This window comes from Synechocystis sp. LKSZ1 (assembly GCF_040436315.1).
Taxonomy (GTDB): Bacteria; Cyanobacteriota; Cyanobacteriia; order Cyanobacteriales; family Microcystaceae; genus Synechocystis.
On sequence record NZ_AP031572.1, the window covers coordinates 308,129 to 324,010 of the forward strand.

At 47.2% G+C, this 15,882-nt stretch carries 14 protein-coding genes; 10 read left to right on the forward strand and 4 right to left on the reverse strand.

The window, feature by feature from the left end:
• Positions 1-41: 41 nt before the first annotated feature.
• Entirely contained in the window at positions 42-1,529 is a 1,488-nt protein-coding gene (gene nifB, locus ABXS88_RS01510) for a nitrogenase cofactor biosynthesis protein NifB (protein WP_353673440.1), read from the reverse strand.
• A 1,320-nt stretch (positions 1,530-2,849) separates the two neighbouring features.
• Between nifB and cysE the strand changes: the two genes are divergently transcribed.
• The 5 genes from cysE (at position 2,850) to ABXS88_RS01535 (ending at position 6,459) form a co-directional block, all read left to right on the forward strand.
• Positions 2,850-3,494 (forward strand): serine O-acetyltransferase, encoded by a 645-nt coding sequence (cysE, locus tag ABXS88_RS01515; protein WP_353674854.1) that lies wholly within the window; start codon positions 2,850-2,852, stop codon positions 3,492-3,494.
• A 92-nt stretch (positions 3,495-3,586) separates the two neighbouring features.
• Positions 3,587-4,729, forward strand: a complete 1,143-nt coding sequence (gene nifV, locus ABXS88_RS01520; RefSeq protein WP_353673441.1) for a homocitrate synthase — start codon at positions 3,587-3,589, stop codon at positions 4,727-4,729.
• Positions 4,730-4,824: 95 nt separating this feature from the next.
• Positions 4,825-5,028, forward strand: a complete 204-nt coding sequence (nifT, locus tag ABXS88_RS01525) for a putative nitrogen fixation protein NifT (protein ID WP_353673442.1) — start codon at positions 4,825-4,827, stop codon at positions 5,026-5,028.
• Between the two features lie 54 nt (positions 5,029-5,082).
• Positions 5,083-5,376 (forward strand): hypothetical protein, encoded by a 294-nt coding sequence (locus ABXS88_RS01530; protein ID WP_353673443.1) that lies wholly within the window; start codon positions 5,083-5,085, stop codon positions 5,374-5,376.
• A gap of 108 nt (positions 5,377-5,484) precedes the next feature.
• Positions 5,485-6,459, forward strand: coding sequence for a ParB/RepB/Spo0J family partition protein (locus ABXS88_RS01535; protein ID WP_353673444.1), 975 nt, complete (start codon positions 5,485-5,487; stop codon positions 6,457-6,459).
• A 167-nt stretch (positions 6,460-6,626) separates the two neighbouring features.
• Here the strand turns inward: ABXS88_RS01535 and ABXS88_RS01540 are convergent, their stop codons facing one another.
• Both ABXS88_RS01540 and ABXS88_RS01545 read right to left on the reverse strand, forming a co-directional pair.
• Positions 6,627-7,022, reverse strand: coding sequence for a hypothetical protein (locus ABXS88_RS01540; RefSeq protein WP_353673445.1), 396 nt, complete (start codon positions 7,020-7,022; stop codon positions 6,627-6,629).
• Positions 7,023-7,129: 107 nt separating this feature from the next.
• Positions 7,130-7,603, reverse strand: coding sequence for a hypothetical protein (locus ABXS88_RS01545; RefSeq protein ID WP_353673446.1), 474 nt, complete (start codon positions 7,601-7,603; stop codon positions 7,130-7,132).
• Between the two features lie 1,068 nt (positions 7,604-8,671).
• Here ABXS88_RS01545 and ABXS88_RS01550 point away from each other — a divergent pair.
• On the forward strand, positions 8,672-10,279 hold the full coding sequence (locus ABXS88_RS01550; RefSeq protein WP_353673447.1) for a helix-turn-helix domain-containing protein: 1,608 nt from the start codon (positions 8,672-8,674) through the stop codon (positions 10,277-10,279).
• A gap of 330 nt (positions 10,280-10,609) precedes the next feature.
• Here the strand turns inward: ABXS88_RS01550 and ABXS88_RS01555 are convergent, their stop codons facing one another.
• A complete protein-coding gene (locus ABXS88_RS01555; RefSeq protein WP_353673448.1) occupies positions 10,610-12,001 on the reverse strand; it encodes a hypothetical protein in 1,392 nt (463 codons plus the stop codon).
• Positions 12,002-12,152: 151 nt separating this feature from the next.
• Between ABXS88_RS01555 and ABXS88_RS01560 the strand changes: the two genes are divergently transcribed.
• From ABXS88_RS01560 to ABXS88_RS01575, 4 genes are all read left to right on the forward strand, one after another.
• On the forward strand, positions 12,153-12,503 hold the full coding sequence (locus ABXS88_RS01560; protein ID WP_353673449.1) for a hypothetical protein: 351 nt from the start codon (positions 12,153-12,155) through the stop codon (positions 12,501-12,503).
• 109 nt (positions 12,504-12,612) lie between these two features.
• Positions 12,613-13,221, forward strand: a complete 609-nt coding sequence (gene recR / locus ABXS88_RS01565) for a recombination mediator RecR (protein ID WP_353674855.1) — start codon at positions 12,613-12,615, stop codon at positions 13,219-13,221.
• Positions 13,222-13,225: 4 nt separating this feature from the next.
• The gene (locus ABXS88_RS01570; protein WP_353673450.1) at positions 13,226-14,350 is read left to right on the forward strand and encodes a beta-ketoacyl-ACP synthase; all 1,125 of its coding nucleotides are present in this window, start codon (positions 13,226-13,228) and stop codon (positions 14,348-14,350) included.
• Positions 14,351-14,383: 33 nt separating this feature from the next.
• Entirely contained in the window at positions 14,384-15,841 is a 1,458-nt protein-coding gene (locus ABXS88_RS01575; RefSeq protein WP_353673451.1) for a RecQ family ATP-dependent DNA helicase, read from the forward strand.
• Positions 15,842-15,882: the final 41 nt, after the last annotated feature.

The following is a 15,882-nucleotide window of genomic DNA, read 5'->3' on the forward strand; positions in this document are numbered from 1 at the left end:
TCAGTCATCAGTAATGGGCGATCAACGAAGAATTTTGAACGCTATTCCAGCACGTATTCGTCGTAAAAATGCCGGGCCGCTGTCTCAATAACATCGAAGGCTTCGATAACTTCTAAACCAGCTTCTTGGAGGGCTTTGGCAGGACAAGGCCCCACTTTGGCGGCCAGGATAGCCTGACAATCCGCAATGGTGTCGATAATGCCTTTTAAGGCTGCCTCTTCGCCGTAGCCCCCTTGGCAATAGTCCGTAATTTTGCGAGAGCTAACAAACTGAACGCTGGCGGCATCCACTTCGTAAATCAGGAATTCCTTCGCATGACCAAAGTGCTGATTGACCATGCCGCCCCCTTTACTGGCTACGGCAACAAGGACTTTCTTGGACTGGGAACGATGAGAGTTGCCCAGGATGGCTTGTTTTTTCTCGGCAATAGCGGCTTTGGCCTGTTCAATGCCTAGATGTACCGCTTGCCGGTCTGCCAGATTGTAATCCGCCGTCATTTGCATAAATTTCGTTTTAGTAAATTCCTGGCTCCGGTCTTCGCCTAGCAGGCCGACCGCGTCGGCGCGACACTGACGGCAATGACGCATGAGTTTCATGTTGCCAGCGCATTTATCTTGAACGGCTTTTAGTTCCGAAGGTTTTGGCCCCCGCTGACCGTTTAACCCAAAGTGGGTGCCGTGCTCCGGTGCTGAAATCAGCGGCATGATGTTATGGAGGAACGCGCCCCGCTCCCGAATCGCCTGATTGACTTCCGGCATGTGCTCGTCATTAATGCCGGGAATGAGCACGGAATTGACTTTACAGAGAATGTCTGCTTCTTTGAGGGCCTGTAATCCCTCCATCTGGCGCTCATGTAGGATCTTGACCCCTTCGATGCCAGGATAGCGCTTGCGGCGATAGTGAACCCAGGGATAAATTTTTTCGCCGATTGCTGGGTCAACCATATTGATGGTGATGGTGACATGGTCAACATTGAGTTGTTTAATGCGATCCACATAATCCGGCAACATTAACCCGTTGGTGGAAAGGCAAAGCTTAATGTCTGGCGCTTTGTCGGCCACCAACTCAAACGTACGAAAAGTTTGTTCGGGATTAGCTAACGGATCGCCAGGGCCGGCAATGCCCAATACCGTCATCTGGGGAATTTTGCCTGCCACCACCAAGACTTTATGGGCCGCTTCTTCCGGTGTCAGTAATTCGCTCACTACCCCAGGGCGACTTTCATTGGCACAGTCATATTTGCGATTGCAATAATGACATTGAATGTTGCAAGCCGGTGCGACTGCTACATGCATACGGGCATAGTGATGATGGGCTTCTTCGCTGTAGCAAGGGTGTTTCTCAATCCTCGCTTTGAGGGCTTCGCTTATCCCCATCGGATCGGTATTGGTGTTACAGTTACACCCCCCTCCAGATTGAGTCACTTTAGTTTGGGTTTTAGTGAGCGTGATATCCAGATGGGTTGTTGTTGGCGTCAGAGAAGTCGGTGGCGTCATTTGATTTTTGGGGGTAAAGGATGAAAAAAGCACGATCGGACATCAAAGCTAGAATCGGAACCTCAAAAGGTTTGGGGTCGGCGATTACTGCCATGAACTTAAGCCAAAACGCCTGATCAATCTTGGTAAACCAGCTATCAAACTTAAGCACAGAGGCACAAATTGTATTTAGTAAGCTTCAACAGCGTCATCACTTCTCTTGCATAACGGTGGCTAGATCATTCACTGTGAAAAGCGAAGGAGCTTGCCAATTAACCGACTTTCACCGTTGAAACTAGATTGCTGGGCGTTGCCTAACGTTATAGCAACCCTTGTAAATAGCGATTGCGACAAGGGCCGCGGTAAAATTGATTAAGTTATTAGCAATGTACTTGTTTCCCAAACTCCTTTAAAAACAAGGTGTTAAGAAAAAATTAAGATCGGGGGACGAGACTTTTTTAACTCAGGGGCTGGTATTTTATCGCCTGGGGACTGTTATTGATGCACTCAGTCAAATTCTTTGCTAGGCAAGCGATTTCAGCTATTTCAGGGAGGGTTGTGCAACGATTTTTCTGAGTACTCAGTCCCTATCTTTTGTAATAAAAGATACTAAATCAATGGGGTATTAGTGGAGTCTGATCTCTTATTTGCATCACCAATTTCAAGATTATCACTTTTTTGTATTAATTTACACTATTCGTTGAGACGGAAGAGAGTGGGAATCTGTAGTAACCCTTAAGCCAGCTAGATCATAATGATAGAGAGCTCTCAGTAACCCAATGTCCTCTTCAAGCAAGTCAACCCGACCCGACCCTCTCAAGCCATCTATTACTCAGGCTTCCTCTGTTAATTCAAGGCTCAGAATTACACCGTTGCTGGTGGCCCTCTCCCTAGAAGTTATCCACAAGTAAAAAGATGTGGTTAGCGAAGCCTGTGTTAAGAAAATTTGAAATAAAAGGATGTTTTTTGGTATTTTATGCTACATTTTCTGTGGGGATGTTTATAAATAACACCGCTTTAAGCAAGCGGTTGAGTGCATCAATTATGTGTTTATTTTTTGTCTTTAATTGGTTGCTTAAGGCTTGATAGATAAGGAGAATGAGCTGAGTACAAAATACTTGTCCCTCCCTTGAGAAATACTGACCCCTCACGAAAAAAATACTCGTCCCCCAGCCCAACATTAAAGTTTCTCCCTGGTACCATCAGGGTTACAGCGATTGAGTGTCAGGATAATAAAAAAAATAAATCAGGATGGACGCTCAAGTTTTTAGAGCCAAAATCAGGGTTGCTATAAGCAGGAAAAGATTGTCTTCGAGTGCGATGCCCCTATCCTTTTCCCACCCTTTAATCCCTTCCCTGGCTCCTTCTCCCCAGATGTCAGACGAACCGTTCTCCCTGTGGATGGACATTAGGATTATTTTTGAACGCGATCCTGCAGCCCGAAATTGGTTGGAGGTATGCTTTTGTTACCCTGGTTTACAAGCGATCACCGCCTATCGCCTATCCCACTGGCTCCATGCTCGAGGAATTGTGTTTATTCCCCGGTTGATTGCTCATTTTGCCCGTTTTTTCACAGGGATTGAGATTCATCCAGGTGCAAAATTGGGTAAAGGGGTTTTTATTGATCACGGGATGGGGGTCGTCATCGGAGAAACCGCCATTGTGGGGGATTACGCCGTGATTTACCAAGGCGTTACCTTGGGCGGCACTGGCAAGGAAACGGGCAAACGTCATCCCACCCTTGGTAAGGGAGTTGTGGTAGGGACTGGGGCCATCATTCTCGGTAATATCACCATTGGCGACCAAGCTCGTATTGGTGCAGGGTCAGTGGTGTTGAGGGATGTACCGGCTAACTGTACAGCAGTCGGTATTCCCAGTCGTAATATCTGTCAGTGCAATACCGTGGCGACTCCTTTAGAGCATGGTCAACTCCCAGATACAAATGCGTTAGCACTACAACAGTTGTTAAAACGTATCGAAGCCCTTGAACAGCAATTACAACATTGTTTCCCGACTTGAGAGCTAGCTTCCCTGACCAATCATCTTAATCATTTTAAGCATTTTGATTGACATCCTCTCGAACGATTCCACCTTTTCTTGGCGAGACTGCTATGACTTTTGCCCATCAAATCTACATCAATGATACAACCCTCCGCGATGGTGAACAGGCGGCTGGTATCGCTTTCACAATCGCCGAAAAAGTGGCGATTGCCAAATTTCTCGATGCCATTGGAGTACAAGAATTAGAAATCGGGATTCCCGTTATGGGACAAGACGAGGCGAAAGCCATCCGGGCGATAGTGGATTTAGGCTTAAATGCTCAACTTTTGGGCTGGAATCGGGCGCTGATTAGCGATATTCAGGCCTCCCGCCACTGTGGTCTGCAACGAGTTCATCTCTCTATCCCGGTCTCCGAACCGCAAATTGCCGTTAAGTTTCAGGGCCAAACGCCTAAAATGTTGGCTCAATTGCGGGATGCTATCCACTTTGCCCGTGATCATGGCTTGGCTGTTAGTGTTGGCGGCGAAGATAGCTCCCGTGCGGATGAATCTTTTCTGTTAGAGGTTGCTCAACAGGCCCAGAACTGGGGCGCATTCCGCTTTCGCTTCTGTGACACGGTGGGCATTCTCGACCCGTTTACCACGTTTAACAAAGTCCATTCCCTCGTCTCCGCTCTAGACATTCCGGTGGAAATGCACACCCATAACGATCTGGGGTTAGCCACGGCCAATGCCTTAGCAGGGGTACGAGCCGGAGCCACTTCCATTAACACCACCGTCAATGGTCTGGGGGAAAGGGCTGGTAATGCCGCATTAGAAGAAGTGGTTATGGCCCTAAAGGAAATCTACGGTTACAAAATTGGCATTAAAACCCAATCTTTTTTGGCCCTGTCCCGGTTTATTGCCAAGACCGTTAACTGTCCAGTCTCACCCTGGAAAGCGGTTGTCGGTGGTAATGCATTTGCCCATGAGTCGGGCATCCATGCCCACGGCGTTTTGCAAGACCCCAGCACCTATGAGCCCTTCGACCCCCAGGAGGTCGGGTGGGAACGCAGTTTCGTCATTGGTAAACATTCTGGTCGTCATCTCCTCAATCAAATTCTGCAGAATCATGGGTTAACGTTAGATCCTGGTAAAGATCGTTCTGTCCTTAATGCGGTGCGGGACTATGCCACCCAACTGAAACGCAGTCTGACAGTGGATGAATTTCTACAAGTAGTGGCCTTCGAGCAAGCGGGGGTTCCCTTGGCTTAACTTCTTTGTCAACGAACTGCCCTTTGTTTATTGTTTGTCTTGACTTCCTTTGATTTTCTTTGTTCCATCAATTCCCCTTATTCGGTACTCTCACCATGAAAGTAATGTTACACACCGATCGCACTGGTCAATTAATGGTCTATGTGGCCAAAAAAGATTTGGAAGAAGTAGTCGTTCAACAAACCCAAGTTGAAGATGCTCATATCTTTACCCTTGCTAATGGTTGGGAACTATCTATCACCGGATTAACTGAACCGTTTAAGACCCCACAAACCATCCAAGCTAAACGATTAAAGTAACCAAAACCTTTTTCGGTTTATTACTCTTTTTGTATTCATACTGGAGAACTTTATATGCTGGACTCTATCTCAATGCCATTTGCGTTGTTTAACCTAGAAGGCGAAGTTCTAGAATTTGACGATTTCAATCCTAATAAACCACAGTTTATTGTTTTAGGTGTAGAAGATGAACGAGTAACGATTAAACTCCCCAAACATCTAAGCAATACCCTGGTTTCACAGCTGATTCGGGTTGGGCATCGTATTGCCTGCATTGGCAAAACCCAAATTGATCACTCTACTGGATTGATCAAAATGACAGCGCTACAACTCTGCTTACCCACATTATTAGAAGAGCATTTCCGGTAATGCTGGTTGTTTAGCAACTTACTATTGACCTGACTGTGATTGGCTAATTCTCCAAGATAATTGGGAATGTCCATAACTCAGGCAAGGACAATTTCTTGAAACTTAGCTATGAATGAGGATACCCTGGAAAATTCTGAACGGGAAAATATTCCAAAACTTAAAGCAGAAATAACCAACCTCAAATCACAAGCGGTGACCTCTGTCGATATTCCAATTGACTGTTTGATTCCCCTCCAGCTACCGGGAAAAATGCATCAACCGCGATTGTATTTTGATCCACAGAAAATAGAACTACTCAAAGAGTCTATTCGTAAACACGGGATATTAGAACCCATTTTAGTTAGACCTCATCAAAATCGACTTTACGAAATTATTAGCGGTGAACGCCGATGGCGATGTTGTCAGGCGTTACGCATGATGTTTATTCCGAGTATTGTTCGCTCCATGTCTGATACCATGGCCTTAGAAGCGTCTATTATTGCCCATCTGCTGAACGAAGAAATTTCGGCGATAGAGCAGACGGAAAGTATTTTGAGCCTTCTCTCTTTACAATTAAATCTTTCCTATGATGAGGTCAAAGCCTTACTCTATCAGATTAAAAATTCACGGACACGGGGTACAGAGTTATCCCAGATTATTAACAATCGTCAGCTAGATATTATTCATACTATTCTGGCTGAATTTGGTATGAAGTTAACCAGCTTTGTCTCTAATCGGATGCCATTGCTCAACTTAGAGCCCAGTATTATCACAGCGGTCAGAGACGGAAAACTTTCTCCCTCGAATGCAGTCTTAATTAATCGTCAACCTAAAGAATTCCAAGCCGCTCTAATTGCTCAAGCTATCGGCAAAAGTAAAAATGAATGCATTCGGTTAATAAAATCTATCGTTATTTCAGGCTCTCCGTCAACTTCTCAGTCCTTGCCAACCCAGGAAAATAAAATTTCTGAAAAAATTTTTAATCGAATCAAATTAATTCGTCAGCGTCCCCATTTACTGAAACGCCCTGATGTGATTCATCGATTAACACAAATTGATCACCTATTAAAGGATATTGAATTACTTTTTGATAGACCAGAATAAAAATTCCATACAATTTAATAGATTAATAGACCAAGATGGTTTAATTAGCCAAGGCTACCCAATTATTTCTGCAATTAATTCCCTAGATAACAGTAGGATATTGACATAGTAAGGGGAAAAGCACGAAACAATCAGGTAACCTTCGTTTCAAGGCCTCCAAAGCAATGTTAAGTGTTGCTTGCAATTGCATTCCAGACCATTAACACACCATCAAGCCAACTTTGAACGAAAACAAGGCGGCTTTCGGGATCGATCTCTAACAAATGATTAAAGTCAGCGTCATTAATCAAAGTGTGGTTCGAATACCCTTTTTGTGCTAAGAAACTCCAGAGGTAATCTAAAGCTTCTTCATCTAACTTAGCCGCGATAGGTGCAACCTTTTCAAAGTGGCGAAAATCAGCAAGAGAAAGTTTAGAACTAGAGCGAACACCTAGCTCAAAGCCTTCATTTTCCACTTTATGGTGTAGAACCGCTTTCTCTGTGCGTAAGCGATCTGCCAATTGAGCTTGATAATCATCTTGAACGGATAGATTACTTGGTTTTTCTTGAAGTAACGTATTCATTTTCTATGCCTCCTGGCATTAATTCAAGTTAAAGTAAACGGTTGGTTGATGAGAACAATCTCCCGCCGCTAATTTTAGTCATGTCGATTCACGACTAAGCTGATGGATTAAGATTGACTTGGAAATAAGTCCACTTGCTCTTTAATGGTTTGCCATACGGATAGCACTCCTTCTAGCCAAGCCTGGGCAAAAACAATGCGACTTTGAGCGTCGGATTCTAACAAATAGGCAAAGTCAGGATCGTGGAGACGGGCTTGTTGAGGATATGCCTTTAAATCCAAGAATGTCCAGAGATAATCCAAGACATCTTCATCTAAGTGTTTGGCGATCGGGTTAACTCGCTCGAAGTGACGAAAATTTTCATAAGACAGTTTAGAACTAGAGCGAATCCCTAATTCAAAGCCTTCTTGCCAAACCGTATGGAGTAGAACTTGTTTTTCCGATCGTAGGCGTTCAACTAAACCATCTTGTTCAGTGAGATGATGCTTCAACTCTTGACAATGTATCGCTTGCTCTAAAGAGCGCTGGCACACTGCTGAAACATTGAAGTGTCTTTTCACCGACTGCAATCGATTAAACAAGGTGTCCGGTATTGCGATGGTGACTCTTTGACTCATCGTCCCGCCCCGCAAACTGTTTACTCTTATACAGTAAACCAAAAAGTATGTAAGAAAATCAAAATAAACAATTTGTTACATAACATACAGTTTTTTGAAGGAAAAATACAGAGTTCTAGAACGTGCAGGTAATCGATACGTAATCGTCTCTCTCTTGGGACTTGGCAAGGTTATTCTGTTTAATTCCCTGAATATTCGGTGCGGCAGAGCTCACTGACGGACGCAAGTGCCTCAAACCCTTGCTAGAACTGGGTTTGATTAAATCGATCAGTCCACAATCCCAAAATACTAAAACCCTTGTTGTATCTGGATTACGAGCGTAGTGCCAGTCAGTGTACTTGGAGATGTGTCCGGCACTCAGGCGCTAGAGAATGCGACAAGGTTAAGAATTCTAGAATTTTCAACTCGAAGGTAATAAAATTAGTTGACTTTCAAGTACAGTGAATCGTTCAAAATATTTTGCTTCAATCACGAGCTTTAGCCAGTAAAAATTGATCATGCCATACTGTTGCTACTATTGCTCATTAATACAATAATGGGCATTTCTTTTAAAAGGAAATTGCTCGATTTATAATAAAAAATGCTTTTAAAAGTTTACAGTAAACAGTTCACATGAAAATTTAAAATTTTATTAAATTGTAAAATTCAATATATAAATCAGTAACTTAACCTGATAATGTCAGTAACTATTCCTAGTCAAACAAACGATCATGTCAAGGGTAAGTAGGGCAAATTATATGGCCCTCAATTATTATTTCAATTCTGTTTATGTCTAGCTATACCTGTATTCAGATGGCTTAAGTAAACCTTAAAATTGACAATAATCAATTGAGAAAAATAGTGACTTTTACTTTGAGTTTTTATGACTTAAGCTAGTGATTGATCTAAGCCATTCCCCAACTACTGTTTTTGTTGAGTAGGGTAAAAACTAAGTCTTTTGCATTCACTATTTAATCTACCAATGATGCCCTTGAGAGTCTCAGCTAGGTAAAAACTGTATTGAAGTTTTTTATCTCTCACAACATTATCGTTATGGTTTACGCAATTAGCAATGCTTGTAATGGCTGTGGAAACTGTTCGTATGTCTGTCCTAACGGAGCAATTCAGTTAACTGATGACCAAAAAAACTATTGGATTGATCCGACATTGTGCGATGGCTGTAAATCAGAGGTGGTTCCTATCTGTGCAGAGGTTTGTGATTTTAGTTCACTGACTTCTTTACCAGCAAAGAAAGGACGTTATAAAAGCACAAAAATTCCAACAGCACTTCCTGATCTTTTTATTAATCGAAAAACAACTCCTTTTGCTTCTTCAATGGTGATCTGGGAAACCTGCAATATTCTAGCGCAACGGCATACTTTACCCTGGCTTACTGATTCAGAAGGCTATCTATATTATCATCGAACGGTTCAACGAGGAAAAGGAGAAATGCGATTTCGGTTGACGACCAATCTCCAAGCGGCGGAGATTGTCCCGGAGCAAACTGAGGAAGCTAAAGCCGCGCTCGCCAATTTCGATATCCGTTCTACCTGCATTCACTTAATCTTTGCTGCCCATGCGGTTGCGTCTGACCGACCGTGGCAGGAACCATTTTTGCTCAATAATCAACACATCGAGCAGTATTTAGGATTAGAGAAACGGAAAGACCTCACCAAATTAGAGAAACTCACGCTAATTAAAAAATGGATATACGAAACCTGCAGTATTTTAGTGTCAATTGATTGGCCTCGTCAGGGAAAAGTTAGTGCGTTTCATCTTGATGAGCATCCCGTTTGGTCATTGCTGGAAACACAGTATTATTTTGAAGAAGATGAGCAAGGATTTAGTCATTTAGTCGGCTTAGAGTTCACCTTGCAAGCAGGGATTTGGGTAAAGTACTTTCTGAATCAAGAAGAATACCGGAATCAAAATGCATTTTATCAATATGGCATTCTTCCAAAGTCATTACTCGCTGAAATCATGAGTAATTGGCAACAACACGAAGGGGCTATTCGTTTGCTCCTATGGCTTTTATTTAAGGTGAGATTGGGAGGTGATCAAAGGCTAAAAATTAGAACATTACTCCACATTGCTTATGGCGAAGAACGAGTGCAAGAGGCAATTAAAGTGCGTGGCAATCATAAACGACTCTTGAAAACATTTGAGAGTGATCTCGAATCCATTTATTTTTATGGACTAAAACCTCTATTTGATGAAGACACATATCCCAACGAGATTCAGCCTTTATGGGCAAGAATTGCGGCCATTCCCGATAATAGCGATGCGGCAGTAGAATTTTGGGTGGAGGATGCTAATGCAGAATATAGTTTAACCAACAATGCTCCTCGTAATAAATGGCAACGGCTACTGAATAGTCGCCTGCAAGGGTTCGAATTACCACAGGATTGGCAACAAGGTGTTCATCGTCGCACTCCTAAACATTCTCGTTCGTTATTTTCTCACAGCAAGAATGCTCACCAACCAACTCAACTCTCTGGCAACCAGGTGAGAATGGCGCGTCAACAACAAAATTTGACTCAGCGAGCGTTAGCCGCACGTCTTGGTAAAAGCCAAAGTTGGATTCGGGATATTGAAAAGGAGCGCTTTAAAATCAATACTGATGATCAAGTTTTGTTGCAAAAAGTGCTAGAAATCAAATAAATAACCTTTGAGGGGAATAAGGAGACAGAAGCCAAGCCTGTTCAGGAGTTGAGAAAATAAGAGAATGGTAGCCCAAATGACAAGCGTTTGGAAATTGTGAACTGGTCGATTTACCGTTCTTTTATCCGAGAAGGTATCGTTCTCTGCTAGAAGAGCGATAATATGCCGAAAAGCATACTATACCGATCAGTGTACTTTTTTATGAACTCTGCATTGCTCCAAAAGCTTTTGGATGTAATAGTCGAGCCTCACACCTTACTTCACCCCTTTCCTGGCCCTAGGGGTAGAGGCAAAAGATGCTCTGCAATTTAGAGACCTTCTACAGTGAGTCTAGGGGGCCAGGGCCGCCTCCAGTTCAGCCAAAGATACGGGTTTTTGTTGGTTGCCGCCAATTTCACTCACAATCAAATATCCCTCAATACGACCCTGATTGGACTGGGCCAGGGCCTGCAGAATTTGGGGCATATCCGCCCGTTGCAGGGTGCCATCCGGGTTATAGAGTTCCAGGGCCGAGACGCAACCAATGGCCGGATTCCAGCCGTAACTATCCGGAAAGCGACGATTATTGGCAAAAAAGTCGGGAAGCTCGCCACTACCATGGATACGAATTAGCGACCGGCCCAGACGACCAGCCCAGTAGCTCTGCTGGATGGGAAAATAGTCCCGCCAACTTGAGGGTAGGAGGGTTTGATACTCCGTGAGGGTTTTCGGAAAGGTTCCACCTTGGCCTGGCCGAAAGGCCTGAACCCCAGACTCTAGGGGTAAAAAGACTTTAACCAAGGGAAATTGGCCATAGGCCCCGAAATAGGCTGGTTCAGAACGCGGCATCAGGCCCTCCATACGATAAATGCCCTGGGGAGTAGCGCCGCGAATAAAGTTCCAGCGCAGGCCATGCAGAGAGCGAGTCAGCAGGGGAACCGACCAGAGGGGCCGCCCCGGTTGGGAATTATCCCGTACCCATTGGCCCTGGGCATCCTTGAGAATGGCACGACAAAGAACACTGCGATCTCGACGGCAAAATAGATATAGATGGGTCTGACCCGGTGCAATTTGCCAATTCAATAAATCCGCCAAGGGGGGTTCCGCTGGCGGCTGGAGTTGGGCCGTAATGTCTTGCAGGGCCACTGCTAGGGCTACATTCTCTTGGCCTTGGAATCGGGCCTGCAGGGCCTGTTGTTTGGCTTGGGCTAGGTCAGGGTCTAAACCGCCTTGAACGAGGGCCGATAGGGCCATGACCGACCATTCAGCCGTGGGACTCGTATCCACAACCCGTAAAAATCGTTGGCCGAGGGGAGTATTGGGAGAGGGATTCGCTAGGAATAATTGTGTTGCTACCTGAAGGGCCGTTTGCACGGTTCGCGCTTGGGAGGGGGAGAGGTCTGATCGCTCCGTCAGGGCCAAGATCTGGTCTAGAGCCGTCACTACGTAAGTGTCTTGGGGTTCCAGCAAGGCCGTGGCCCAGAGGGTTTTGCGCCAATGGCCCTCCTCGGCTTCGGTGACGGGATGACGGGTGAGGTCAAAGGCCTGGGGATAGATCAGGTCGGCTTGTTTTTGGCGGTGTTGACGCTGGGCTTCCGGTTTGGCCCTGGGTTGCATCTGAACCGCGAGGTCGGCGGGGTTTAATCGAAAAGCTGGCCCTGAGGTCTGGGCCGCTGAGGGAGGCACCACGAAGACCAACAGACCCAGAGGGAAGAGATTACGAAGAAGAGTCAGTGCTGACATAACGTATGAAGCAACCATCAGCCGATCCTGCCTGCAAAAATTAAGACCTGTCAAGGGCAAGTGGGCTAGTTTGACGCACCGTCTTTTGACCCAAGGCAAAGTCTACGCCTAGGATGAAAGTCTGCTGAAAGCCTAGAGTACAAGCCTAATTATGGAAACGCCCTTAACTTCTGCCATCGAGAATTCCCCTGAATCTACTGCACCCACTACCAAAAAATGGTATCAGGCCAAGCTCTTTTCCGTTGGTATCACCCCTACCGGTTATATTGCTGTTGGCGTTGCTCCCATGGGAGTTCTGGCCATTGGTATTGTGCCGATGGGAGTGATTTCCATTGGTACGGTGGCCATGGGAACGATTGCCGCGGGTTTTGTTTCCATGGGCCTTGTAACCTTTGGAGATGTCAGCATGTCCCTCTTCGGTGGCCATAAAGGAGCCAAACCCCATACCGCTCCCCCGGCCCAGACCGTTCCCCACGAGGCCCATCCGCACCATTCCCATTAAGATCGTCCCCGATCAGGGACGGCTGTCCCGAATCCGAACGAGGGAAAAAGCTATTTTTCCAGCGATTGAAGCCCTGGGGAGTATGGCAAAATAGGACTCTAGACTATGCCTGAGAGTTACTGTTATTTATACCCCTCCCCTAGCTCGTTTAATTGAGCAATTGCAACGTCTTCCCAGCATCGGGCCAAAAACGGCCCAACGACTGGCCCTACATATCCTCAAACGGCCTGAGGCAGAAGTTCAGTTATTAGCCCAGGCTCTGATTGAAGCGAAGCAAAAAGTTGGCCTCTGCCAGACCTGTTTTCATCTTTCCGCCGAGTCGATGTGTGAAATTTGCCGCAATCCCCATCGCCAGAGTGATACCCTCTGTGTCGTAGCCGATTCGCGGGATGTGATCGCGCTAGAAAAAACGCGGGAGTATGGCGGCAAGTACCATGTTCTGGGAGGCGTGATTTCTCCCCTAGATGGCATTGGCCCAGAACAGTTGACAGTTCAGGCGTTGGTTCAGCGAGTGAATCAAGGCACGATTAAAGAAGTGATCCTGGCCCTGAGTCCTAGCGTGGAAGGGGAAACCACCACCCTCTACGTCGGCAAACTGCTCCAACCCTTTACCAAAGTGACTCGCATTGCCTTTGGTTTACCCGTAGGGGGCGATCTGGAATACGCCGATGAAGTAACCCTAGCCAGGGCCTTGGAAGGACGACGGGAATTGGGTTAAAGGCTTGGTCGAGGTCGTTGTTACGGGCATTGGTTTGCGGTCTTGCTTGGGTTCCTTGACCCAAACATGGCAAAAAGTATGCCAGGGAGAAACCGGCCTCCGGTTTCAGCAACCCTTCCCAGATTTCCCCCCCCTTCCCCTAGGCCTGATCACCGCCACACCGAGTTCTCTCTCAGATTTAGTACCAATCTTGGTTGAGGAGGCTTTGGCCGATGCCCAATTAACGGCCCTTCTCACAGATTGTGCGGTTGTTGTGGGTTCTAGCCGGGCTAATCAGGGCCAGTGGGAAAAATTAGCCTCTGCACCATCCCCGGCCCTAGCGCATTGGTTAGATTTTTTACCCCAGCAAGCGGCTGTGCTGGCCAGCCAGGCCATTGGTGGGGCCAGTTTAAGTATGGCCCCCATGACCGCCTGTGCCACGGGCCTCTGGTGTATTGCTCAGGCCTGTGATCTAATTCGCCAACAGCGCTGTCAATGGGCCCTGGCCGGTGCAATTGAGGCCCCGATTACCCCCTTAACCCTGGCGGGTTTTCAACAGATGGGGGCCTTGTCCAAAACGGGTTGTTATCCCTTTGAGCAACGACGAGAAGGCCTGGCCCTAGGGGAAGGTGGAGCCATCCTAGTTTTAGAGTCTCTGACTTCCGCCCAAGCACGGGGGGCCAAAATCTACGGCAAGGTTGGTCACTGGGGCATGACCTGTGATGCGAGTCATGTGAGTACACCAGCGGTGGATAATCAGAGTGCGCGTTTGGCCATTCAAAAATGCCTAGAGCGGAGTAGTTTAAGACCTGACGCCATCCAATTCATCCATGCCCATGGTACCGGTACTCGTCTTAATGACCAACGGGAGGCCCAGTTAATCCAGCAACTGTTTCCGCCATCGGTGGCAGTCTGTTCCACCAAAGGGGCCACGGGCCATACCCTCGGTGCGTCGGGGGCCATCGGAGCCGTGGTTTGCCTGCTGGCCCTAGCTCAACAATGCTTACCGCCCCAAGTTGGTTTACAAAATCCAGAATTTGACCTCAATTTTGTGGCCCAGGCCCGGCCGGAAAATTTAACGAATGTTCTCTGTTTGGGTTTTGGTTTTGGCGGCCAGAATGTGGCCCTGAGTTTTCAACGGCAACTATGATCGGGATTAGTTGTGCTCTTGAGTTTTAGGCCGGTGAGTCTATCCTCCCTCAATCCCCAGATTGCGCCCCTCCTTGAAAAAATTTGGGGCTACCGTAGCCTCCGCTTTCCCCAAGGGGAGGTAATTGATTGCCTACTCAAGGGCCAGGATGCCCTAGTCGTGATTCCTACGGGGGGCGGTAAATCCCTCTGTTTTCAGTTGCCGGCCCTGACCCAAACCGGCCTGACTTTGGTGGTATCACCCCTGATCGCCCTGATGGAAAATCAGGTGCAGGAATTACAGGCCCATGGCCTGCCTGCGGCCTGTTTGCACAATGAGCTACCCCGTAACCAGCGTCGTCAGACCCTCCAGCGCTTACAACAGGGCCAATTGCGCCTCCTGTATCTTTCTCCTGAAACCCTCCTCAGTCCGCCCCTGTGGGAGCTACTCTGTCAGCCCCGCCTGCAACTCCAGGGCCTGATGTTGGATGAGGCCCATTGCCTGGTTCAGTGGGGAGATTCCTTTCGTCCGGCCTACCGGCGTCTAGGTTGTTTGCGCCAGGCCCTCCAGGCCTATAATCCCTCAGCGAAGACCATGGCCATTGCAGCCTTTACGGCCACCGCCGACCCAGCGACTCAAGCCGCCATCGTGACTGGCCTGCAATTGCGCAATCCCCAGCATTTTTGCCTCGACCCCTACCGTCCCCATCTGAGCCTCAAGGTGCAGATCGTTTGGACACCCCGCTGTCGTCGAGAGCAAGTGGCCCAGTTTTTGAAACAACAGCAAGGAAGTGGGGGCCTCGTCTATGTCCGTACCCGTCGGGATGCCATGGCCCTGGCCGATCAGTTGAATACTCAAGGCCATCGTACTGCGGCCTACCATGGGGGCCTGGGGGCCAGCCAGCGACGACAGTTGGAAGCCCAGTGGTTAACCGGAGATTGCCCCTTTGTCGTTTGTACGAATGCGTTTGGTCTGGGCGTAAACAAAAAAAATTTGCGTTGGATTCTGCATTACCATCCGCCTCTGCTTTTGGCTGAATATCTCCAGGAAATTGGCCGGGCCGGACGGGACTTAAAGCCCGCCACCTGCTTAACCCTGGTCAGTGAACCAACGGGCTGGCTCGACAGTGGCGACCGTCAACGCCAAGCCTTTTTTCTGCAACAACAGGTTAAACTCCAACAGCAGGCCCAGGCCCTGCTCCCCAAAATTCCCCCGACAGGGGATTTACCCAGCCTCAAGGCCCAGTTCCCGGAGGTCGAGCTCTCCCTGGCTCTCCTGCATCGCCAGAACCGCCTAGCATGGCTTGATCCCTTTCACTACCGTCTTTTGCCTAATCAAGGCAATCCAGAGAATCTGAAGGCAAGCTTAGGCCGAGAATACCAACGGATGCAGCACTTTCTTTTAACACGAGACTGTCGTTGGCATTATCTACTCCAGGCCTTTTCCTCCAACCCCGACCCAACACTCCGCTGTGGCCATTGCGATAATTGTTTAAGAGCCGCTCACCGCTAGGAAAATGAAGCGCCCCCTTCTACAATAGGTGAGCAATTCTT